Origin of the sequence: Colwellia sp. 12G3 (genome assembly GCF_002836775.1) — a bacterium.
Taxonomy (GTDB): domain Bacteria; phylum Pseudomonadota; class Gammaproteobacteria; order Enterobacterales; family Alteromonadaceae; genus Colwellia.
This window is the reverse complement of sequence record NZ_PJAQ01000017.1, coordinates 34,072-55,646: the sequence shown is the minus strand read 5'-3', so window position 1 is coordinate 55,646 and position 21,575 is coordinate 34,072. Positions and strand designations below refer to the sequence as shown.

Sequence of the window (21,575 nt, the reverse complement as noted above, 5' to 3'; positions counted from 1 at the left end):
TACGGTAGTGTAATACCAATGCCATTTAATTATTGCCCATTTGTGCAGGTAAAATACTCCAATGCGGCGTTGCGCCCAATCCCAATTGCTCGCTATTGGTCAACCAAGTGCCTACCCTTAAGTTATTTTTCCTTCGCACAACAAGATCATAAACTTGATGGAACTGGTATAAGTAAAATAAAACATTCAATTATACTCTATTATTAAACAGTAGCGTTTATTTAGTCATAATGGCTTAATTTTTATTTCATGAAACGTTAAACTCTTGAATTTTGTAGTAGGGTAGGTATTAGATAATTTATAGGGTTTAATCGCTGAAGGTTATCTATCATTGTCTAGATTTTTCAATACCTGCTTGGTTATTCTCCTTTGTTAACGAAACGTTTTGTGCTTTAGCACTTAATGTTTTGGTTTTTCATTTTCCTCAGTATTCAAAGTAGCATTTAACTATTTTGTTTATTTATCTAGAACTCCGCTTAAGAGATAAATTATGAAAAAATTCATTCAGTATTTACCCAAAGTTGAACTTCACCTACATATTGAAGGCACACTTGAGCCTGAGCTCATGTTCGAATTAGCTAAAAGAAATAATATTGACATACCTTTTAACTCTTATGAAGAAGTTAGCGCGGCTTATGACTTTCATAACTTGCAATCATTTTTAGATATTTACTACCAAGGGGCGAATGTTCTTATTCATGAACAAGACTTCTATGACTTAACTTGGGCTTACTTATTACGCTGTAAAGCTGATAATGTATTACACACTGAGATATTCTTCGACCCTCAAACACACACGGTAAGAGGTATTGCGTTTGAAACGGTAACGAATGGCATTCACAAGGCCTTGACTAAAGGAAAAGAAGAGTTAGGTATCAGTAGCCAGTTGATCATGTGTTTCTTACGGCACTTAGATGAAGAGGATGCTTTTGTAACGCTCAATCAGGCGCTAGCTCACCAAGATAAAATTATCGCAGTAGGATTAGACTCATCAGAGTTGGGTAATCCGGTAGGTAAGTTTGAACGGGTTTTTAAAAAGGCAATCAAACATGGCTTTAAATCTGTCGCTCATGCCGGGGAGGAGGGCCCAGCAAGTAATATTCGTGATGCCCTAGAGTTACTTCTAGTTGATCGAGTAGATCATGGTGTGCGTTGCACCGAAGACAAGGTTTTGTTAGCACAACTGATAGAACAGGGAACTCCGCTTACTGTTTGCCCTTTATCGAACACTAAATTAAAAGTGTTTGAACAAATGGCTCAGCACAATATTGTTGAGCTATTACGTCAGGGGGTTTGCGTGACGATAAACTCTGATGACCCCGCCTATTTTGGTGGTTACATGACCGATAACTTTAATGCGGTCGCTGACGTTCACCCAATGGAGAAAGCTGAAATAGCGCAATTCACCCTCAATGCCATTAAAGCCAGCTTTATTTCAGAACAGGAAAAACAGCGACTGTTAACGTTAACGCTTAATTATTTAGAACAGTACTAATCTTGTTGTTAAATGACTTTCGTGGCTTAACACTGATAGCTGATATATAAAATAAATAGAAGATAAGAATCCTGATACTTGGAGGAGGTGGGGAAGGACAGAGTCATAAAAAATCTTGCTAATAAGTTACTGTTTTAGCGTTAACTTTAAAGCACTGTAGAGTTTATTATAATACGCAGATTCCTTGTCTCCCCCAATATTAGTTGGTAATTCATTGAAAAGAATCAATGCGTTGTCTACTTTCCCTTGAAGAAATATTACTTTGATTAATCTTATCTGGCTAATAGAGCCATTAATAATATCTTGCTCTTCTTGGGCAATATTAATGGCTTGAGTATAGTTTGTCTCAGCATTTTCATATTCCCCCGCTTTTAGATAGGCAAAAGCAAGATTATTATAAGCAATGCCAATTTGTTGTTGGTTCTTGGCAGCCTTAGCCCACTTTAATGAGCTTATTCGATATTCTATATGCAGTAGTTTATCGTCTTGAAAGGAAGCGATATGTCCTAAATTAGCATAAAGTTCACGTTTGAAAACAGGGTGATATCTATCTTTAAATTTTTGCTCCAATTGTAATAAGGTTATTTTTGCTTTTTCATGCTCTTTCATCGCTATTTGCAGATTGGCGACTTCAATTAACCTGATGGGATCGGGATATTTATCATTAATTTGTGTTAGTAAATTTAAGGCTTTATCTAGGTAATATTTTGCAGGCTTTATATCTTTGTTTGAGTAACTTAGTTTTGCATGATAAATATAAACGTACACTGAAAAATTCATCGGCAAGGCGCTATAGCTAAGTAAAGTCTCGATTTCTGAGGAAAGCTTTTCAAAGTGTTGCAGGGTAAATAATGCATCTAATTGAAGAAGTTTAATACGGTACCATTGTCTGCTTTTTGATGTTGAAGACGCTAGCGCATCATCGAGTACTAATAAACATTGATTAGATGAACTTTCACAAATACGTTCAATTTTGACTAATTCATCATAAGTCGTTGCATTAGCGTAGCTGGAAGTTAACAAATAGAAGTATAAGGTTACCGACTTTGTTAGAAAAAGTAGTTGTTTAGTTTGAGACTTCCAAAAAAACATGCTTCGTCCTCTCAAGTTTATAACGTTGGTGAAACTTAGACATTAACCATCGTACAACGGTGTATGTTAATAATTACAAAATCTCGATAGCTGACAATGGTAAAGTAATTGTTACTCTACAATTCTAAGATGAAAAAATCAAATTAGAGGCCTATGTATATAGCATAGCTTTACTATGTCTATAACAGTATATTTGTTGTGTTTTATTGACGGTCTTTATGCCCTTTACCAATCAAATAATCATTCAATGGGTAACGGGCATATATGATGTTGGCTTTGCTATCTTAGAGTAAGTTCGTTAGCGCGATACCAATACCAAAACGTTTCTGGTTAACGTTGTAGTCTATTAAACTTTCGCCATAACCACTGCTAACTTGTGCGTAGCCTTTTAGCTTTCCCCATAAAGGAAAGGTTATACCAAACTCAACAAAGCCTTTGTGGGTGGAAAAATTATCACGTCCCTTAAATGAAAGTTCAAAATCGGTACTGTGTTTGTACGCCATGGCTAATTCAAAGTGACCCATATAATCTAAAATATCGGGATTGTCATCACCTTGACCACTTGTCGGGGAAGACTTCTCACCTTCAGGAACGCGATACCAAGGACGTAATGAAAAGGCAAAATTTCGCTTTTCATAAAGGTAGTTTACATAAACACGGTTCCAGCCTCTTGATAGTAGTTGTGATTGGCCATTTGATTGATGTTCGAATCCTACTACGAAGGCTGAATTACCGCCCCAAGGGTGGTAATTTATTGGCGTAAAATAAAAGAATTCAGGCTGATAGTTGGTTTCTCTAAAAGGTTTTGAAATCTCATCTGCGTAAATCTGCCACCATGACTTCAAGGTAAAACCAAAAAATAATTGGTCACCTTCATTCAACCAATGCCCTGTTAGTAGCGGAATCTTTAAGCTAACTTGAAACTTTGCCTCTGCATCTTTTAAATCCTCAGCCCAAGTAGAAAATCCTTGATAGGCAGCACGATTGATATCATCAACGATGGAAAAAGGTAAAATGTAATTCATTTTGTGTGGCGTAAGCACATAAGGGTCGGCGGCAGTTCTTTTTTCTCTAATCATTCGATTCGCCATGGCACCTAACTCAATACTTTGACCACTATTGTTGTTTAAAATTTCTCTGGCAATATTGTTTTCACAAGCTGTTTCTATTTGCGCTAGGGTTGTTTGTTTATCTGCGCTTTTGATTGCTTTGAATAAACATTGTTCAAAAATAGCATGCTGTGAAGGATTCACTGTTATTTCAGTGTCATTTGCGCTTACTTGCGAGGAAAAATACAGGAAAAGTAAAAAGGAAAAGAGCCCTTTAGGAAATGTTTTAGTCATGGTTATTCTGTTTTTATCGCTAAAGTTTTTGGCGATTATAACGCATAGCGTTATAGAACTATAGTGACAAATATAGCGTGTTATTTAACTAAAATTATCTGGTACGTTTTTTATAAAAAGTATGTAAATCCATTGCTAACATATGTCTAATTATGTCTGCGCATTTCAAAGCATTTCCCTTTGGTCGTTGGTCTTGTTTTTGTCTCGATTAACCGCAAGTTCGCTATCTTTATTATCGAGGGCTTGTATCTTAATTGTTAAATAATGTAACCCACCATTGGAATCACAATGAAACTCACCAAGAGCGCTTTAACTAGTCCAGCAGCCGTTGCTGTCGTTGTTGCCTTAACTCTACTTGTCGGCATGCTCAGTTTATTTAAATTACCAGTACAGTTGTTTCCGGATATTGAACGCCCGCAAATTGGAATACAAACGACTTGGCGAGCGGCATCACCTAAAGAGATTGAATCTGAGATTGTTGAACCACAAGAGCAAGTTCTGCGTGGGATTCCGGGGTTAGAGTCGATGAATGCGTTTGCTAATAGAGGCGGCGCTTATATTAATTTGTCTTTTGGTGTTGGCACTAATATGGATCAAACGTTAATTGAAGTGATTAGCCGCATGACACGTGTCGCTAATTTACCACAAGATGCAAGACCGCCACGAGTCATGTTAGGTGGGGGGCGAGGTAATACTCCAGCACTGACTTTTTTCTTTCTACAAGCACTACCCGGTAACGGCCAAGATATTAGCCAATATATCGATTTTACCAATGATGTTATCAGACCGCGCCTTGAAGCTATTGAAGGCGTTGCGAGTGTCGAAACGTTTTCTGAGCAAAACCGAGAAGAGTTACAAATTCGCTATGATCCCATTAAAGCGGCTGAATATGGTATTGAAATACCGAGATTAATCTCCTTAGTTTCGGGCAGTGACGATATCTCTGGCGGCTTTGTTGATGTTGGCAGACGTCAATATACTTTGCGTTATAGCGGTAAGTATAGTGTTGATGAGTTATCACAGCTAATGCTTGAATCTCGCGGTGGTCGCAATATTCGCTTAAGTGATATTGCCACTGTTGAAGTGCGCCGCAACGATAGACAAGGCCTAGCTGTTCAAAATGGTAACCCTGCTTTTTCAATGCGCATTAATAGAGCCAATGGCGCTAATGTTTTAGAAACGTTAAATAGGGTAAAGACTGAAGTAGATTTACTTAATACAGAGCTATTGGCGGAGAAGAAATTAGTCATGGTGCAGTCTTTTGATGCATCAGTATTTATTTATCGTGCTATTAACCTTGTCACTAGTAATTTATTTGCTGGAATTATTTTGTCGTTATCGGTTTTATGGTTCTTTATTCGCCGAGTACGCGCTACGTTGATCATTGCAACGGCCATTCCGGTGAGCTTGTTAAGTACGTTTATTGTCTTAGAGATCACCGGTCGTTCACTTAATGTTATCTCATTAGCCGGTTTAGCTTTTGCCGTGGGCATGGTGCTTGATGCAGCCATTGTGGTGTTAGAAAATATTTTACGTATGCGCGATAAAGGGCTAAATGAACATGATAGCGCTGAGCAAGGGGCAGAGCAGGTATGGGGTGCTTTACTTGCCTCAACAGCAACAACTGTTGCTATATTCCTGCCAGTATTTTTCTTAAAGGATATCGAAGGACAACTCTTTGGTGATTTAGCGTTAACTATCGCTATTGCGGTCTCTGTATCACTTATCGTTGCTGTGGTGTTGTTACCTGTTTTATCAAAATACTTTCTAAAACAGCAAGAGGTAAACGATCCCAATAAAAAACTTTGGCAGAGAATTACCCACTTTGTGATGAAAATTACCGGTAGTCGTACTAAGCGATTATCACTTGCGACCACGCTTTTAATATTACCGGTTGTCATCACGATTATTGCCATGCCAAAGCTTGACTATTTACCTCCGGTAAAACGCGATGCAATAGACGCAAATTTACAGTTTCCTCCCGGTGCAAACGTTAAAACCATTGAAAAAGAAGTTATTCAACCTATTGTCGAACGATTGAAACCTTATATGGACGGCACTAAAGAGCCAGCATTGAAAAACTATTATATTTTTGGTGGCTCGTTTGGCGGTAGCTTGGGCGTGCGAGTTAAAGATCAAGACCGAGTTGATGAACTACTTGAAATCGTTCGTAATGAAATATTGATAGATCTACCCGATACCCAGGTATTTGCCAGACAAGGTAATTTGTTCGGTGGTTTCGGTGGTGGTAGAAGCGTACAAGTGCATTTGCAATCTAAAGACACCCAAGCTTTGCAAGAAGTGGCACGTCAAGGCATGGATTGGATAAAAGAAGCCATTGAAGGGGCTAACGTAAATGCTAACCCTGGTCTTGCGATGTCAGAGCCTGAAATTAATTTAAGCCCTAATGACCGTAGTATTTTAGAGCAAGGTTGGAATCGTCGCGATGTGGGTCGTGTCGTTAGAACGTTAGGTGATGGGCTGTATGTTGGTGAGTATTTTAACGGTAGCAAGCGCTTGAATATGATTTTGCGTGCTGATGGTTGGGATGATCCCGATAACTTAGGTGATGTTCCGGTTGTTACCGGTAATGGTAACGTCACACAATTATCTAACCTAGTCAATATACAGCGTACTGTTGGTCCGAGCCGATTAACACGTATTGATGGTCAGCGTACCATTAGTTTGAATGTTAACCCTCCAAAAGGCTGGTCATTAGAAGAAACTATCTCGGTATTAAAGGCAGAGGTGGAGCCAAAACTACGCGATATCATGCCTGCAGGTGGCAATATTCAATATGGTGGCAGTGCCGATCAGCTAGAAAAAGCGATTACAGTGATGGCAGAAAACTTTGCCTTTGCTTTAGTGATTTTATTCCTACTGATGGCGGCATTATTTAAATCAATTAAAGACAGTTTATTGGTCGTTATTACCATTCCATTAGCAACGGTTGGGGGGATATTAGCTTTGCAATTACTTAACCTGAGTGTTTTTCAGCCGCTTGATTTACTGACCATGATTGGCTTTATTATTTTACTGGGCTTAGTGGTTAATAACGCGATTTTGTTAGTTCATCAAACCCGAATAGGACAACAAGATGGTCTTGCGCGTTCAGAAGCCATTGAGCAGGCTTTAAGCTTACGCTTACGTCCTATCTTTATGAGTACAGCAACAAGCTTTTTTGGCATGTTACCGTTATTACTCATGCCTGGGGCGGGCAGTGTTATCTATCGCGGTTTAGCGGCAGTAATTGTCGGTGGCTTAGCCTTTAGTACCCTATTTACCATAGTGCTACTGCCGTGTTTGTTAAGGCTATCTAAGTACGATTTTTTACCAAATAGTAGTAAACAAGATGCAGTACAACAGTTACCAGTCGCTCGCGTTAAAGCGTAATGACAATTCTAGAAATTAAGGAACAAATCATGAATAACTTAATGCTAACAAATGTTACTCCACCAAAAATTACCTTTTCAAATAGAAAGGTAAAGAAAAAGTCAAATAAAAGTGAACTTTACAGCTCTGCGCTAATCATTTTTTCTTTCATCTCAGTTATTGGCTTACTGAGTTTTAGTGAAAATGCGACTGCGGCTAAACCTGAAAAGCCGGCACACTTGGTTAGTGTTGAGGCCGTTAAAAAAGAGCAGGTAAAACCAAGTATTTGGCTACCTGCTAATGTTATTAGCAGAAAAAATTCGCCAATTTCAGCCGAACAAACAGGTCAATTACTGTGGATTGAAGATGTAGGTAGCCAAGTTGAAAAAGGACAGTTATTAGCGAAAATAGATGACCGTCATTTAACGTTGCAATTAACGGGTCAACAAGCACAAGTGAAGCAACACCAAGCGGATGTGGATTACCTCACTGGACAAAAAGCACGCTTTCTAAAATTAAGAGAAAAAAACAACTCAGCATTAAGTGAATTTGAACGTGTTAATAAAGACTTAACCATTGCTGTTAACGAAGTTGTTACTTTGAATATTGCAGTTGAACAAACCTTACTTGCTTTAGAGAAAACGTCCATTAAAGCGCCTTTTTCTGGAAACATCAGCCAACGATTTGCTCATGTTGGTGAGCTGATCTCTATTGGTCGCCCGTTAGTGCAACTCATTGATACTAAAAATCTTGATATTAAAATTGCCGCGCCTATTTCAATCGCACCCTTTTTAAAACAGGGCAGTAAGGTGATGGTTAAGTGGAATCAAACCTTACTTGAGCTACCTGTACGTACTTGGAGTCAGGCGGGCGATCAAGCTTCACGTACTTTCGATGTAAGGATTTCTGCTGATGGCATAGCGATGTTAGCAGGGAGTGCTGTGACTGTTTCTTTACCTAAACAAGCCCCCAAAGAAGCCATATTAGTACCACGTGATGCATTGATGTTACGAGAAAATGAAACTTATGTGTTAACCATTGATGATGATCAGCAAGCACAAAAAGTTTCTGTACTTATTGGTCAGGGCGTTAATCGTTGGGTTTCGGTAACGGGCGATTTATCGATAAATGATAGTGTGGTCGTTCGAGGTGGTGAGCGCTTACAAAGTGGTGAGAAAGTCCGATTCATTGATGATAAAAAAGGAGAGGTTATTGCCAAGGTCAATTAATCACAGGATAAAGAGCTAAAATACTAAGTAAATTAATACTTAGGACAATAGCTAAATTTTTAGAGGGATAATATTTATAAACGTATTAACTAGTTTTGCTTACTAATGTAAGCTCAGCCGACTCGTGTGGCCACTTGTCGGCTTTTTTACACCCTATTTTTATGTCCTACTTTTTACCCAATAAGGTAAATATGTTTTTGGCAATATCGGTATTATCTATTTGCCCCTTAAATTGCTCACTACCTTTACCAAAGGCATATACCGGTACATCTACTGCGGTATGTGTACCTGAATGACTAATTGAACCCCAGCCAGTGTTTGTCTTTATGTCTATAATTTTTTTAATTGCTATCAAAATAGGTCCCTCAACTTTAGGTATCCATTTTTTTTTCGTTTGTCTTTGTTCTTCTGATAACTGTTGGTATATTTCAAATATTTTAATGCCTTCATGTTTTGACTCTAATAACAAAGCCATATCATCAGAAGACACCTCAAAATTTAATGTTTCATTGACTTGTTGCAGAGTAAGGTTGTTGTTAGCAAAGGTCTTGGCAAACTCTTCAGGAGAAATCGATAGTGTTCTTAATATCTCAGGTTGCCATAAGTATTTACTGTGTATGTCTTTGTTAGATTTAGCTGTTTTTCTTCCTATACTGAGGCCACCAGTACTGTGGTCTGCCGTAAGTATAACTAAGGTGTCTGGGTTTTTAGCGACATACTCTTCTAGAAACACTATTGTTTTTGCTAGATCATCCATTTCAGCCATTGCTGCGCCAATATCTCGTCCATGTCCACCCCAATCAATTTGACTGGCTTCAACTAACATAAAATAGCCATTGGGGTTTTCAAGCTGTTTTGTGGCCGCCTTTGTCATTAACGACAAACGATGCTTTTCCTTATCGTCTAAGGCCCAAGGTAAACCTTTATCGCCAAAAAGACCGAGTACGGGTTTATTTAAAACTAGTGTTGATAATTGGTTATAATCATCTATATATTGAAAACCAGCAGCTTTAAATTCATTGACTAAATTTCGGTCTTCTCGGATAAAGTAGTTCCAGCCACCACCAAAATAAACATCGGCTTTTATGCCATTATCGATATAACTATCAGCAATAGCATTATAATTATTTCTGTTTTCATTATGAGAAAGATAAGAAGCTGGGGTTGCATGGTTGATCTGAGAAGTAACAACCACACCGGTTTTTTTACCTTGTTGTTTGGCCCATTCTAAAACAGTCAAAAGTGGCTTTTTATTAGTATCAACAGATATTGCATCATTATAAGTTTTTACCCCTGTAGCTAGTGCTGTGGCAGCTGCAGCTGAATCTGTGATGTATCCAGACACTTTTGCTGGGTAAGTACTACTCGAACCTACATAATGTTTATCAAAGACACTTTGCTCAATTTCAACTGTTGTCGGGTCATCATTAAAATAACGATAAGCCGTGGTATAAGCGGGTCCCATACCATCGCCAACAATCATGATTATATTTTTAGGACTGTTCAGTGAATTTGAGCCGACAGAGGTATTTGATGAATGTTCAGGAGTTGTACAAGCACTCAATGCAAGAGTGACAAAAACGGCAGAAAGTAATTTTTTCATGATATTGGTTCTTTGTGGTTAATTCTTGGTGGTTAATTTTTAAATATAAAAATGATTAATTTTTTGTTGTTAATTCAAGCCAGACCAAACGGTGATCCGATGACGCCTTTCTATCTTTTATTAATCGATAGCTGTCGTCGGTTTCAGAGGGCCAAAATATTCCAGAATCATTAAGGGTTAATCCTGTAACAGAAGGTAATACATAGTCAGCTCTCATACGCCAAAATGCCGTGTGATGTTTAGCGTTACTATTGTCTGGTGTATGTGTTTTTCCGCCTTGACTTTGCGGCATAGCATCTTGAATTTGTTTATTATGGATTAAGGAAGATATCCCTGCTTTAACGGCATCACCATCGACAGTTGAAGCGTTTAAATCACCCAAAATAACAAATGCTTGTTTGGCTTTAATGCCACCTTTATTGCCCTTGTCATCATAGATATAGCTCGCTTTATCTGGCGATATATAATCGTGCCAAAAACGGATTTCATCATGGTTACGTTTACCGTTTCTATCTTCAGGACCATCAAACACCGGTGGTGTTGGATGGCTTGCTAGTATATGGAGTGTTTTACCATTAACCTCTACAGGTACGTCCCAATGAGACTTTGATGAAAGTCTCAATTCTTGCCAAACGTCTTGGCTGTACCATGGTTTATTTGTTTCAGGATCTTTTGGCTTTAAAGCATTTGGCATGTCATGCCATTTAAAGTGTTGGAAGCTTCTAATTTTCTCAACATTGATGGGATATTTTGATAACAGCGCCATACCAAAATGGCCCGGAAAATAACCAAAACCATAACCATCGCCAGGTAACACCCCTTTTTTACCGTTACCGTCGATGTCCAGACCCGAGTTTACACCGGTATTAACGGGACCTTGGTAAAAGTAAGGAAAATCAATGGCACGTTGACCATTTTGACTCTTATTTAAATAGTGGTTAATAAACGTTTTTAAGGCTTGATTTTTACCTTGTTGACTATCATTGTTTTGATTATCAAATTCATTGAGTAAAATAATATCAGGGTTAACCTTTTGAATTATCTCGGCAATGTTTTTTATCTGTTGATGATCACTCGCTAAAGCCTGACTAAGTGTTTTTCCTGAGACGTTGGGCGACTCACCACGCTTATGCTCAACGTAGTTTAGCGCCTCCATACTGACATTAAAGGTCGCAACTTTTAATGTCGTGTCTTGTGCAATAGTCATAGTAGAGAACATCCAGGCAAGTAAGGCAATGATTGAATATTTGTTCATAATGTATTTTTTCTTTGCGTAAATGAGTTAAATTAAGCCGCAGCCTCGTAAAATCATGTCAGTTAGAAATGCGATAACTTGTTCAACATCATTATCTTCGAAATCAGCTTGATTCATTATGGTTAATATTTGCGTATCAAAATCAGCATAATGTTGGGTAGCAGACCAAATAAGAAAAATGAGGTGAACGGGATCAACATTGGCCATTTCGCCGTTGTCTATCCATTGTTGAAATAGCTTAGCTTTTTCTCTTACCCATTGGCGTTGATAAGTTCGTGCATAATCTTTTAAATGTTGCGCGCCTTGAATTATCTCCATGGCGTATATTTTTGACGCTTCAGGCTGATTGAATGACATTCTTACTTTGGCAGCAATAAACTTTTCTATTGCAATTTTAGGACCTTCATTCGGCTCAATATCTCCGATGCCTTGGTCCCACATTTCAAGTGTGTCTTCAAGCACGGCATGATAAATGTTTTCTTTGTTTTTGAAATAATAAAGGACATTAGCTTTGGGGAGTTCAGCCCTATCCGCAATAGACTGCACTGTAGCTCCTTTATAACCTTGCAGTACAAACTCTGTTCTGGCGGCCGCGAGAATTTTAACTCGGCTCTTAGCTCGAATATTACCTGTTTTTTTTATTAGATTAGCACTAGTCATTCTTTAGGCTCGGGGTTCGTTACTATTTTCATGATTATTCTCATAGTCATGATTGTTTTTATGCGACTTTTTACCAGTCGAATCGGTAGAAGTCACACTATTTTTTTAAATCGTTATTAGGTTAATTTTCAGCTTGGTTAGAAAATAATTTTATATTTATTCATTATATCTCCTGTAAATGTAATTTATTAAACTGAAAAAGTACATCATATCGTTGTTTGATTAAATTTTTATTACGAAGTCGCTAAAACTCAATGTTTTGTAAAGGTATTAACAATATATAATATATTATTTTAAATCTTATCCGTGAGGACAATCTTTTGATTGCTCTTAAGCCCCTATTTTTGGGGTAATAGGTGTATTTTTTGTTGTTTTGCTGACCATATGGAAAGTTTTTATAATCAAATGTAGTTAAAACCACCTCTTATCATAACAATATCTTATATAGATAAATTTTTAAATTTTACATGTGAATTATTCAATGTAAATAATGCTGTATCTACTTGATATTTATGTATGTTGTTTGTATTTGTTTGCTCTAATGGTTACTGGTCTGACATCTATTCTTTTAGTACTTTGATGAATATGTAAAAATATGTAATGAAACTGTCATAAAATTCTGCTTTAATTTCGATCGAAATAAAAAACAGAGCAAATGGTTAACTTTTGTATCAGTTGCTTATCCATAATAAGAATAAATACGATTTCAAACAAAAACAAAAACACAACAAAACAAAATATAGGAATAGCAGATGCAAAATTATCGTCTATCACATATAACGAGTGCTTTAGTCCTTGCGCTTGGATTATCAACTTCAGCATTAGCAAACGAGACTTCTTCGGGTATAACTGGACAGATTCTAACCCCTAAAGGTGAAGCGGCAGCTAATACAACGATTATTGTCACTCATATCCCAACAGGTAGCGTTAAAACAATTCAGGCCAATAGCACAGGTAATTACAGTCTGAAAGGGCTTCGTGTCGGTGGTCCTTATAAAATAGTAATTGATTCTGAAGTCTATAAAGATCAGGAGTTTTCAGATTTTTACTTACAAGCTGGTAAGCTTCAACGTTTATCGATTGAATTAGAAGATGAAGATAGAGAAGTTATTTCTGTTGTAGGAAGTCGTGTAATTGGCTATGTCAATAGCGGTTCTTCAAGTTCTTTTGGTGCCAATGAAATCGCTGATTCTGCTGGTGGTGAACGTGATCTTAAAGGGGTGTTACGTTTTAACCCATTAGTTTCTATTGGTAGTGGTGAAGGTTCACCTATGTCAATCGCGGGTTCGAATCCTCGTTTCAATAGTTTTTCTGTTGATGGTGTTCGTCAAAATGATGACTTTGGTTTGAATGGTAATGGTTACCCAACACAACGTTCGCCAATTTCGATTGATGCTGTCGAGCAAGTGAGTGTAGAAACAACCCCTTACTCTGTTAAAAATGGCGGTTTTTCTGGTGGTCAAATTAACGTTGTAACTAAATCAGGTACAAATGATTTTAGTGGAAGTTTTTTCTATGAAAAAGAATCTGATGATTGGGCCGGTACGCCTAAGAATTTAGACGGTGAAGACATCGCTTTAGAATTCGAATCAACTACCTTTGCGGGTACACTTGGTGGTCCAATTATCAAAGATAAATTATTTTTCTTTGCTTCATATGAGAAATATGATCAACCAACGAGTGTTGAGTGGGGACCTGCAGGTGCTGGTCAAGGTAATGATACAAGGTTTACTGAAGTAGAATATAACCAAGTTAAAGAAATTGCTGATCGTATATACGGTGTAGATATTGGTACATACAATGCATCACCTGAAGAAAAAGACGAAAAAATATTAGTTAAACTTGATTGGAACATTAATGAAGATCATCGCGCTGCTTTTACTTACCAAAATACGGAAGGTAACTCAACTCGCAACATGACTTCTGCTTCCTACGAGCTGAAAACGTCTACGCACTGGTATGATAAAAATGAAAACTTAACGGCATTATCAGGTCACTTATATTCAGATTGGAATGCGGATTTTTCGACTGAAATTAAAGTTGCCTATAAAGACGTTGAAACATCTCAAGTTCCTCAAAATAAAATGATGGGTGATATCACTGTACGTGGTGAAGATGGTAGCATCGCTTTTGGCCCAGATAAGTCTCGTCATGGTAATTCGTTAGAAAACCAAACATTGTCTTTACGTTTCCTCGGTGAATATTTATATAACGACCATGAAATTACTTTTGGTGCTGAATATGAAACAATAGATGTAACCAATTTATATGCACCTAACTCTCTAGGTGTATGGGAATTTGATAGTATTACGGATTTTGAAAACCGCCTTGCTGGTGATTTTGAATATTCTAATGCATATACCAACAATGTTGATGATGCCGCCGCGAGCTTTAAATTTTCGACAACAACATTCTTTATCGAAGATGCATTCAACATTACTGAGTCAGTTTTGTTAACAGCAGGTGTTCGTTATGAAATGACTGGTTCATCAGATGAACCGACTCATAATGCCAACTTCCAAGAAAGATACGGTTACTCAAATTCATCTAACATGGATGGCGAAAGTATCTTCCTTCCACGCCTTGGTATTACTTGGGATGCAACGGATGATATCGTTGTAAGTGGTGGTATTGGTCGCTTTAGTGGTGGTCGACCTAATGTATGGTTGTCAAATTCATACAGTAATGATGGTGTGACCTTTGTAAATTCTAATAACGCTGGTGATTATTTAACTGATGTGGATATTACTCAAATTCCACAAGGTGTGCTTAATGGAATGGCTGCGGGTGATGGTAGCGTAAACTTCACCGACCCTAATTTCAAAACACCTTCAGATTGGCGCACAAATATTGCGGTAGATTACCGTTTCGATATTCCTTCAATGGGTAATGACTGGATGTGGTCAGCAGAATTCATCCATATTGAGAAAGAAAATGACCCATTTTGGCAAGATGTTAGCCGTAGTAATACTGGCGAAACAACTGCGGGCGGTCGTCCAATTTATGAAGCTGATGATAAGCGTCGTTATGACTTAATGCTTACTAATGCGGATGATAATGGTGAAAGTAATATTTTTACTACCAGCTTAAGCAAGTCTTTTGATATGGGTCTTTCTTTTAATATGTCTTACACTAATCAAGACATTACGGAAGGTACACCTGGTACCTCTTCAACAGCTACTTCAAATTTCCAGTATCCAATTACTTTAGATCGTGGTCGTGCTGAAGTGGGTCGTGCTGCTTTTGAAGTTGAGCATAGTTTAAAAATTAATGTAGATTACCGTGCAGAGTTTGTTTCTAACTATGCGACTAAATTTAATTTATTCTTTGAACGCCGCTCTGGCCAGCCACTTAGCTGGGTTATGGGCTCATTCCGTAATGGTGATTTAGGTGACCAATACGCTTTTGATGATTCAGATGCTTATTTGCCTTACATTCCATCGGGTGCTGATGATCCAAACGTAGCTTACGATAATGGTTTGAACTATGAAGAGTTTAAAGGTTATTTAGACCAAGCGGGTTTAAGTAAATATGCCGGTGGTTATGCAGAAAAAGGCTCGAGTAATCAACCTTGGCAAACCACATTAGATTTACGTATTGCTCAAGAAATACCTGGCTTTATGGATGGTCATAAAGGTGAGTTATTCTTAAACGTCCGTAACTTACTTAACCTTGTAAACGATGCTAAAGGTCAGAAAAAACGTAGCCAATTCGGTAATAAAATTATTGCTGATTACGGAATTAATGATCAAGGTCAATATGTTTACTCAGAACCGTTTGGTGGTTTCGACGCAGCAACAGCTGATACCGTTGATGCTAAGAGCTCTGCATGGGGTGTTAAAATTGGTGTTCGTTATACTTTCTAAGTAAACACTAAAACTACTTGCTATAAGTAGTTTATTTGACAAAAAAAGGTTGCATTTTTGCAGCCTTTTTTTTGACCTTTTTTAACTTTCCTTTAAATGGATTTGTAGACATTTTTTAGTAGATATATTTGTATTATTACCAAGCTAAATAACTTGACCGCATGGTCAGCAATGGTATGCTGGATCTATAAACAACGCTCGAAACTATGGAACACTATGAACGAAATAAAAAAAGAATTACTCGATGAAGTAATCGCAGCGGCTAATGCTGCTTACCAATTGGCTTATGCACCCTATAGTAAATTTCATGTCGGCGCGGCAGCATTAACAACGAATGGTAATGTCGTTAACGGCTGCAATGTGGAAAATGCCTCTTATGGTTTGACTATTTGTGCAGAGCGTAACTGCATTAGTCATGCTGTTGTTAATGGCGAACAGCAATTTGAGGTGATTGTTATTTATACCGAGCAAGATAAATTAACGCCGCCTTGTGGGGCTTGTAGACAGGTAATAGCTGAGTTTTTTGAGCAATCAGCACCTGTGATTGCAGTTAACCATAAAAATGAGCAACAAGTCTGGACAGTACAGGAATTACTACCAGATGCATTTACTCCAAAAGATTTATTAGACTTATAAGGATTTAACTCATGTCTGTAACCGCTAAAATTATCCCGCAAGAAATTATTCGATTGAAACGTGATGGTAAAATATTAGATGAACAAGCGATAAATGGTTTTGTTTCCGGTCTTGTTGATGGCAATTTTTCAGATAGCCAAGTTGGCGCTATGGCGATGGCTATTTTTCAACAGGGTATGACGATTGATGAAAGGGTCAACTTTACCAAGGCTATGATGAACTCCGGTGAAGTACTTAGTTGGGAAGGCTTTGATGGGCCGATTGTTGATAAACATTCTACGGGTGGTGTTGGTGATAAAGTAAGCTTTATGCTGGCTGCTATTGTTGCTGCCTGTGGTGGTTATGTTCCTATGATTTCAGGGCGTGGTTTGGGCCATACTGGTGGTACCGCTGATAAACTTGAAAGCATAGCCGGTTTTAATGTACAACCGAGTATTAGCGAATTTAAACGTATTGTTAAGGAGGTTGGTGTTGCTATTATTTCGCAAACCGATAATTTGGCACCAGCGGATAAACGTTTGTATTCTATTCGCGATGTTACCGCAACGGTAGAATCTATTCCGTTGATCACAGCTTCTATCTTATCGAAAAAACTGGCCGCAGGGCTTGATGTCTTAGTGATGGATGTCAAAGTGGGCAATGGTGCCATGATGACTAATTTAGATGATGCTAAAGCTCTTGCACAGAGCATTACCAGTGTTGCTAACGGAGCAGGCGTTAAAACACAGGCAATTATTACTGATATGAATCAAGTGTTAGGTACCAGTGCCGGTAACGCCATAGAAATGTATGAAACAGTTAAATACTTAACAGGTAAACAACGAGAGCCACGTTTACATAAAATTGTACAAGCCCTTGCCAGTGCAATGCTTATTAATACCAACCTGGCTAGTAGTGAAAAAGATGCACATCAAAAAATTGATAAAGTGTTGAGCTCAGGCTTAGCGGCTGAAATCTTTGACCGTATGGTATCAGCGTTAGGTGGTCCTAAAAACTTTATAGAAAAGCCTTGGGATTCTATGCACAAGGCAAACGTTATCACTGAGGTGAGAGCATCACAGCATGGTTATATCGCACAAATGGACACCCGCGCTGTTGGCATGTCAGTAGTGGGCTTAGGTGGCGGTAGGACTGCACCGACACAACAGGTTGATCACAGTGTTGGTTTTGATCGGATATTACCACTGGGTGTACAAGTAAATCGTGGCGAAGTGATTGCGCGAGTTCATGCTAAAGATGCAGACTCTGCAAATAGGGCTATTGAGCAGTTTAATAATGCCCTTAGCTACTCTGAAGAGAGCCCTGAGTTGCCGCCAGTAATATACTAGCGAACCCTGACAGAATACCCTTAGTAGGCAATAATTGTTTACTAAGGTTATTCACGATACTCGTTAAATTGTCATCAATGCGTCTGTTTGTTTCTCTATGGTTAAGAAAATCTTATTTATTGCCAGACAAGCTTTTTAAAGTGAGCACGACAAAGCGGCTCATATCGTTCATTACCACCTACTTCAACTTGCTCACCATCTTTTACTGCTTTACCGTTAGCATCTTGTCTGATGACAAAATTAGCTTTTCGCCCACAGTGACATATCGTTTTTAATTCAACCAATTTGTCAGCCCAAGCGAGCAGTGCTGCACTACCTGAGAAGGTTTGTCCTAAAAAGTCAGTGCGTATACCATAAGCCAGCACAGGAATATGCAATAGATCGACAATATCAGTAAGCTGTTTAACTTGCTGTGTTGACAAAAACTGTGCTTCGTCGATAAGTACGCAATCAATTTTTTCAGCTTGATGTTTCTGATCTACGTCTTTAAATAGGTTGATTTTTTCATCAAATAAAAAGGCATCGGCATCAATGCCTAAACGTGAAGCAACTTTACCTTTGGCAAATCTATCATCAATTTGTGCGGTATAAATCGCGGTTGCTAAACCACGCTCTTGATAGTTATAAGAAGATTGTAACAGGTGAGTAGATTTTCCTGCGTTCATCGATGAGTAATAAAAATAAAGTTGTGCCATTGTTTACTTATTTCTTTTTAGGTAATAAATACCTGAGCATTGAAAGTTAATGTTTCAACGTTCAGGTATTGTTGTAATGGGATTTAGGTGTGACTTAGTAATTACTTGATGGTTTAATATTACTTTTATGTCCTAGGGTATCTAATAAGCTGATAAGTAAGCTGCTGGCACCAAATCTAAAGTGATTAGCATCTGCCCAGTCATTGCCTAAAATACTATCGGCTAAATCAAGATAAATAGCCGCATCTTCTGCATTTCTTACGCCACCCGCAGGTTTAAAACCTACTGATGTGTTTTTTTGCTTTATCACTTCTAACATGATTTGTGCAGCAGTTGGCGTCGCATTAACAGCTACTTTACCGGTTGATGTTTTAATAAAATCGGCACCCGCGTTGATAGCAATTTCACTGGCTTTTCGTATTAATTCTTCTGATTTAAGCTCGCCGGTTTCAATAATGACTTTCAGCTTTGCTGAATTAGCACAGGCTTTTTTACAAACCTTAACCATGTCAAAACCTATGGTCTCGTTACCTTGCATTAACGCGCGGTAAGGGAACACTAAATCGACTTCATCAGCACCATAAGCAACAGCCGCTTTTGTTTCGGCTAAGGCAATATCAATATCGTCATTTCCATGGGGAAAGTTAGTGACAGTGGCAATTTTTACGTGCGGGGTTTGTTGCGCTTTCAGTGCTTTTTTGGCGACAGGGATAAAGCGCGGAAAAATACATATAGCGGCTGTTTCACCTGCAGGTGATTTGGCTTGACTACACAGGTCAATAATATCTTGGTCAGTCTCTGTGTTGGTCAGGCTAGTTAAATCCATCAATGACAATGCTCGTTGAGCGATTGCTTTAATATCAGACATAATTATATGCTCCTATTTTTATACTTATTGATTATTTCTATAAAGAAATGAATATGCCGGCAATTGCCGCGCTCATGAGATTGGCTAACGTAGCAGCAAGCATGGCTCGCAAACCTAATCTGGCAATATCATGACGGCGACTTGGTGCCATAGACCCAATGCCACCAAGTAAAATGGCGATTGATGATAAATTGGCAAATCCACATAATGCAAAGGTAACAATAGCTTGCGTCGCAGGGCTTAAGGAGTCTTTAATCTCAACAAAATTAACATAGGCAAAGAATTCATTAACGATAATTTTTTGACCAATAAAACTACCTGCTTGCAACATCTCATTGGCAGGTACACCTATAACATAAGCAAAAGGTGCGAATACATAGCCTAAGAAAAATTCTATGGTGATATCTTCATAACCCAATAAGCCAAATAGACCTCCGACTATGGTATTTAGCAATGCTATTAGGGCAATGAACGCAAGTAACATAGCGCCAACATTAACCGCCAATTTAAGGCCTGAAGCCGCACCAGAAGCAGCAGCATCAATAACATTGGTTGGTCTATCGTTTTCGTCATCATAATCGACAGCTTCGGTAACTATTTTATCATGTTCAGTTTCAGGGCAAATGATTTTTGCCATTAACAAACCACCAGGGGCAGCCATAAATGATGCGGCAATCAGATATTTTAGTTCAATACCAAGACCAGCATAACCTGCTAAAATTGAACCCGCTACAGAGGCCAATCCACCCACCATGATGGCAAAAAGCTCTGATTGAGTCATCTTTGCAATATAAGGGCGGATAATAAGCGGTGCTTCAGTTTGACCAACAAAAATATTAGCCGTTGCTGAAAGTGATTCTGGTTTACTTGTTTTTAAAAGTTTTTGTAATGCGCCGCCAATAATTTTAATCACCCATTGCATTATGCCAAGGTAATAAAGCACCGCAATTAAAGATGAAAAGAAAATAATGTTAGGTAAAACTCTGATAGCAAAAACAAAGCCCACACCATTTTCAAACATGGCATCAGTACCTAAGCCACCAAAAAGAAAATTGATGCCTACTTTTGCGCTATCAATAACACTTTGCACGCCATTGGTCATAGACAACAAAACATCTTTGCCAAAGGGAACATATAATACAAAAGCGCCAAGCAAAATTTGCAGTGCAAAAGCTAAACCGACTGTGCGAATGTTTATAGATTTTTTCCCGCTTGATAAGGCGTAGGCGATACCTAATAAAACGACAATGCCTAGCACACCTCTTAGAGCACCTAATTCCATGAATACCTCTTTTTATTTAATTATTATTGTTGTGGGGGGAATTGTGAAAGTTGACGGATTTTTGCTTTGATCACCTCAATTGCCATTCTATTTTTTCCACCTCGGGTGATAACTATATCAGCCCAAGCTTTGGATGGTTCAATATATTGATGATACATAGGTCTAACCGTTGCTAAATACTGGTTAGTAACAGATTCAATACTACGGCTACGCTCAATTAAATCTCGTTTAATTCTTCTTATTAGGCAAATATCTAATGGCGTATCCATATAGACTTTAATATCAAAACACTCTCTTAGTTCTTTATTAGATAGCAGTAATATACCTTCTACTAGAATTATTTTAGTGGGTAAAAATTTTTTTGTTTCATTGATACGGGTATGTGTTTTATAGCAATAAACAGGGCTATGAATGATCTGGTTGCTAGTGAGTTCTTTTAAGTGCTTTGAAAGCAGCTCATGCTCAAATGCATTGGGGTGGTCATAATTTGTTTGCTCACGTTCTTGCATAGATAAATGCGATTGATCACGGTAATAAGCATCTTCATATATAATAGAAATACCATTTTCACCAAGCTCTTCAATAAGTTCATCATGAATAGTTTTGGCAAAAAGTGTTTTACCGGATGCTGATGGGCCAGCGATAACAATAATGGTTGGTTTAATAGGTTTCAATGTTTAGCCTGTAGTCAAAGCAAATATCAATAATTAAATAAGAGTTTCTATCTTGAGCTTTGTTAATGATAGTCGCAAGATGTTCTCTATACTTTAGATAAATAAGCAGCAAGTTGAAAAAGCTTTATTTACCCTTAATTGTAAAGGTGGTAAATTAACACAACTTGACCACTTGGT

Annotated in this window: 16 protein-coding genes; 6 read left to right on the top strand and 10 right to left on the bottom strand. The window is 38.0% G+C overall.

Features of this window, described 5'->3' with window-relative positions:
* Positions 1 to 25: 25 nt before the first annotated feature.
* Complete coding sequence (locus tag CXF71_RS21410; protein ID WP_157826698.1) at positions 26 to 190, bottom strand: hypothetical protein; 165 nt, start codon at positions 188 to 190, stop codon at positions 26 to 28.
* Positions 191 to 490: 300 nt separating this feature from the next.
* On the opposite strand from CXF71_RS21410, the gene CXF71_RS05710 reads away from it, so the two are divergent.
* The gene (locus CXF71_RS05710) at positions 491 to 1,495 is read left to right on the top strand and encodes an adenosine deaminase (RefSeq protein WP_101232005.1); all 1,005 of its coding nucleotides are present in this window, start codon (positions 491 to 493) and stop codon (positions 1,493 to 1,495) included.
* Between the two features lie 126 nt (positions 1,496 to 1,621).
* On the opposite strand, the gene CXF71_RS05705 is transcribed toward CXF71_RS05710, so the two are convergent.
* A complete protein-coding gene (locus CXF71_RS05705; protein ID WP_101232004.1) occupies positions 1,622 to 2,587 on the bottom strand; it encodes a tetratricopeptide repeat protein in 966 nt (321 codons plus the stop codon).
* 284 nt (positions 2,588 to 2,871) lie between these two features.
* A complete protein-coding gene (locus CXF71_RS05700) occupies positions 2,872 to 3,930 on the bottom strand; it encodes a phospholipase A (RefSeq protein WP_101232003.1) in 1,059 nt (352 codons plus the stop codon).
* Positions 3,931 to 4,218: 288 nt separating this feature from the next.
* Here CXF71_RS05700 and CXF71_RS05695 point away from each other — a divergent pair, with 288 nt between their 5' ends.
* Together CXF71_RS05695 and CXF71_RS05690 are read left to right on the top strand one after the other, a co-directional pair.
* Entirely contained in the window at positions 4,219 to 7,323 is a 3,105-nt protein-coding gene (locus tag CXF71_RS05695) for an efflux RND transporter permease subunit (RefSeq protein ID WP_101232002.1), read from the top strand.
* Positions 7,324 to 7,352: 29 nt separating this feature from the next.
* Positions 7,353 to 8,531, top strand: coding sequence for an efflux RND transporter periplasmic adaptor subunit (locus CXF71_RS05690; protein ID WP_101232001.1), 1,179 nt, complete (start codon positions 7,353 to 7,355; stop codon positions 8,529 to 8,531).
* Between the two features lie 166 nt (positions 8,532 to 8,697).
* Here CXF71_RS05690 and CXF71_RS05685 read toward each other — a convergent pair whose 3' ends face one another.
* From CXF71_RS05685 to CXF71_RS05675, 3 genes are read right to left on the bottom strand one after another with little or no spacing between them, the layout of a single operon-like run.
* On the bottom strand, positions 8,698 to 10,134 hold the full coding sequence (locus tag CXF71_RS05685; RefSeq protein ID WP_198559841.1) for an alkaline phosphatase: 1,437 nt from the start codon (positions 10,132 to 10,134) through the stop codon (positions 8,698 to 8,700).
* A 55-nt stretch (positions 10,135 to 10,189) separates the two neighbouring features.
* Complete coding sequence (locus CXF71_RS05680; RefSeq protein ID WP_101232000.1) at positions 10,190 to 11,389, bottom strand: endonuclease/exonuclease/phosphatase family protein; 1,200 nt, start codon at positions 11,387 to 11,389, stop codon at positions 10,190 to 10,192.
* 27 nt (positions 11,390 to 11,416) lie between these two features.
* Positions 11,417 to 12,049, bottom strand: coding sequence for a TetR/AcrR family transcriptional regulator (locus CXF71_RS05675; RefSeq protein ID WP_101231999.1), 633 nt, complete (start codon positions 12,047 to 12,049; stop codon positions 11,417 to 11,419).
* Positions 12,050 to 12,801: 752 nt separating this feature from the next.
* On the opposite strand from CXF71_RS05675, the gene CXF71_RS05670 reads away from it, so the two are divergent.
* From CXF71_RS05670 to deoA, 3 genes are all read left to right on the top strand, one after another.
* Positions 12,802 to 15,915, top strand: a complete 3,114-nt coding sequence (locus CXF71_RS05670; protein WP_101231998.1) for a TonB-dependent receptor — start codon at positions 12,802 to 12,804, stop codon at positions 15,913 to 15,915.
* Positions 15,916 to 16,131: 216 nt separating this feature from the next.
* Positions 16,132 to 16,551, top strand: a complete 420-nt coding sequence (gene cdd, locus CXF71_RS05665) for a cytidine deaminase (RefSeq protein ID WP_101231997.1) — start codon at positions 16,132 to 16,134, stop codon at positions 16,549 to 16,551.
* Between the two features lie 11 nt (positions 16,552 to 16,562).
* The gene (gene deoA, locus CXF71_RS05660; RefSeq protein WP_101231996.1) at positions 16,563 to 17,879 is read left to right on the top strand and encodes a thymidine phosphorylase; all 1,317 of its coding nucleotides are present in this window, start codon (positions 16,563 to 16,565) and stop codon (positions 17,877 to 17,879) included.
* A gap of 116 nt (positions 17,880 to 17,995) precedes the next feature.
* Here the strand turns inward: deoA and CXF71_RS05655 are convergent, their stop codons facing one another.
* From CXF71_RS05655 to udk, 4 genes are all read right to left on the bottom strand, one after another.
* Positions 17,996 to 18,574, bottom strand: coding sequence for a thymidine kinase (locus CXF71_RS05655; RefSeq protein ID WP_101231995.1), 579 nt, complete (start codon positions 18,572 to 18,574; stop codon positions 17,996 to 17,998).
* Between the two features lie 94 nt (positions 18,575 to 18,668).
* On the bottom strand, positions 18,669 to 19,442 hold the full coding sequence (gene deoC / locus CXF71_RS05650) for a deoxyribose-phosphate aldolase (protein WP_101231994.1): 774 nt from the start codon (positions 19,440 to 19,442) through the stop codon (positions 18,669 to 18,671).
* A 37-nt stretch (positions 19,443 to 19,479) separates the two neighbouring features.
* Positions 19,480 to 20,724 (bottom strand): NupC/NupG family nucleoside CNT transporter, encoded by a 1,245-nt coding sequence (locus CXF71_RS05645; RefSeq protein WP_101231993.1) that lies wholly within the window; start codon positions 20,722 to 20,724, stop codon positions 19,480 to 19,482.
* 23 nt (positions 20,725 to 20,747) lie between these two features.
* Positions 20,748 to 21,398 (bottom strand): uridine kinase, encoded by a 651-nt coding sequence (gene udk, locus CXF71_RS05640; RefSeq protein WP_442871919.1) that lies wholly within the window; start codon positions 21,396 to 21,398, stop codon positions 20,748 to 20,750.
* Positions 21,399 to 21,575: the final 177 nt, after the last annotated feature.

Coding starts and splice junctions, on each gene's coding strand:
- CXF71_RS05710 (WP_101232005.1), top strand. CDS start 491: ATGAAAAAATTCATTCAGTATTTACCCAAAGTTGAACTTCACCTACAT.
- CXF71_RS05705 (WP_101232004.1), bottom strand. CDS start 2,587: ATGTTTTTTTGGAAGTCTCAAACTAAACAACTACTTTTTCTAACAAAG.
- CXF71_RS05700 (WP_101232003.1), bottom strand. CDS start 3,930: ATGACTAAAACATTTCCTAAAGGGCTCTTTTCCTTTTTACTTTTCCTG.
- CXF71_RS05695 (WP_101232002.1), top strand. CDS start 4,219: ATGAAACTCACCAAGAGCGCTTTAACTAGTCCAGCAGCCGTTGCTGTC.
- CXF71_RS05690 (WP_101232001.1), top strand. CDS start 7,353: ATGAATAACTTAATGCTAACAAATGTTACTCCACCAAAAATTACCTTT.
- CXF71_RS05685 (WP_198559841.1), bottom strand. CDS start 10,134: ATGAAAAAATTACTTTCTGCCGTTTTTGTCACTCTTGCATTGAGTGCT.
- CXF71_RS05680 (WP_101232000.1), bottom strand. CDS start 11,389: ATGAACAAATATTCAATCATTGCCTTACTTGCCTGGATGTTCTCTACT.
- CXF71_RS05675 (WP_101231999.1), bottom strand. CDS start 12,049: ATGACTAGTGCTAATCTAATAAAAAAAACAGGTAATATTCGAGCTAAG.
- CXF71_RS05670 (WP_101231998.1), top strand. CDS start 12,802: ATGCAAAATTATCGTCTATCACATATAACGAGTGCTTTAGTCCTTGCG.
- cdd (WP_101231997.1), top strand. CDS start 16,132: ATGAACGAAATAAAAAAAGAATTACTCGATGAAGTAATCGCAGCGGCT.
- deoA (WP_101231996.1), top strand. CDS start 16,563: ATGTCTGTAACCGCTAAAATTATCCCGCAAGAAATTATTCGATTGAAA.
- CXF71_RS05655 (WP_101231995.1), bottom strand. CDS start 18,574: ATGGCACAACTTTATTTTTATTACTCATCGATGAACGCAGGAAAATCT.
- deoC (WP_101231994.1), bottom strand. CDS start 19,442: ATGTCTGATATTAAAGCAATCGCTCAACGAGCATTGTCATTGATGGAT.
- CXF71_RS05645 (WP_101231993.1), bottom strand. CDS start 20,724: ATGGAATTAGGTGCTCTAAGAGGTGTGCTAGGCATTGTCGTTTTATTA.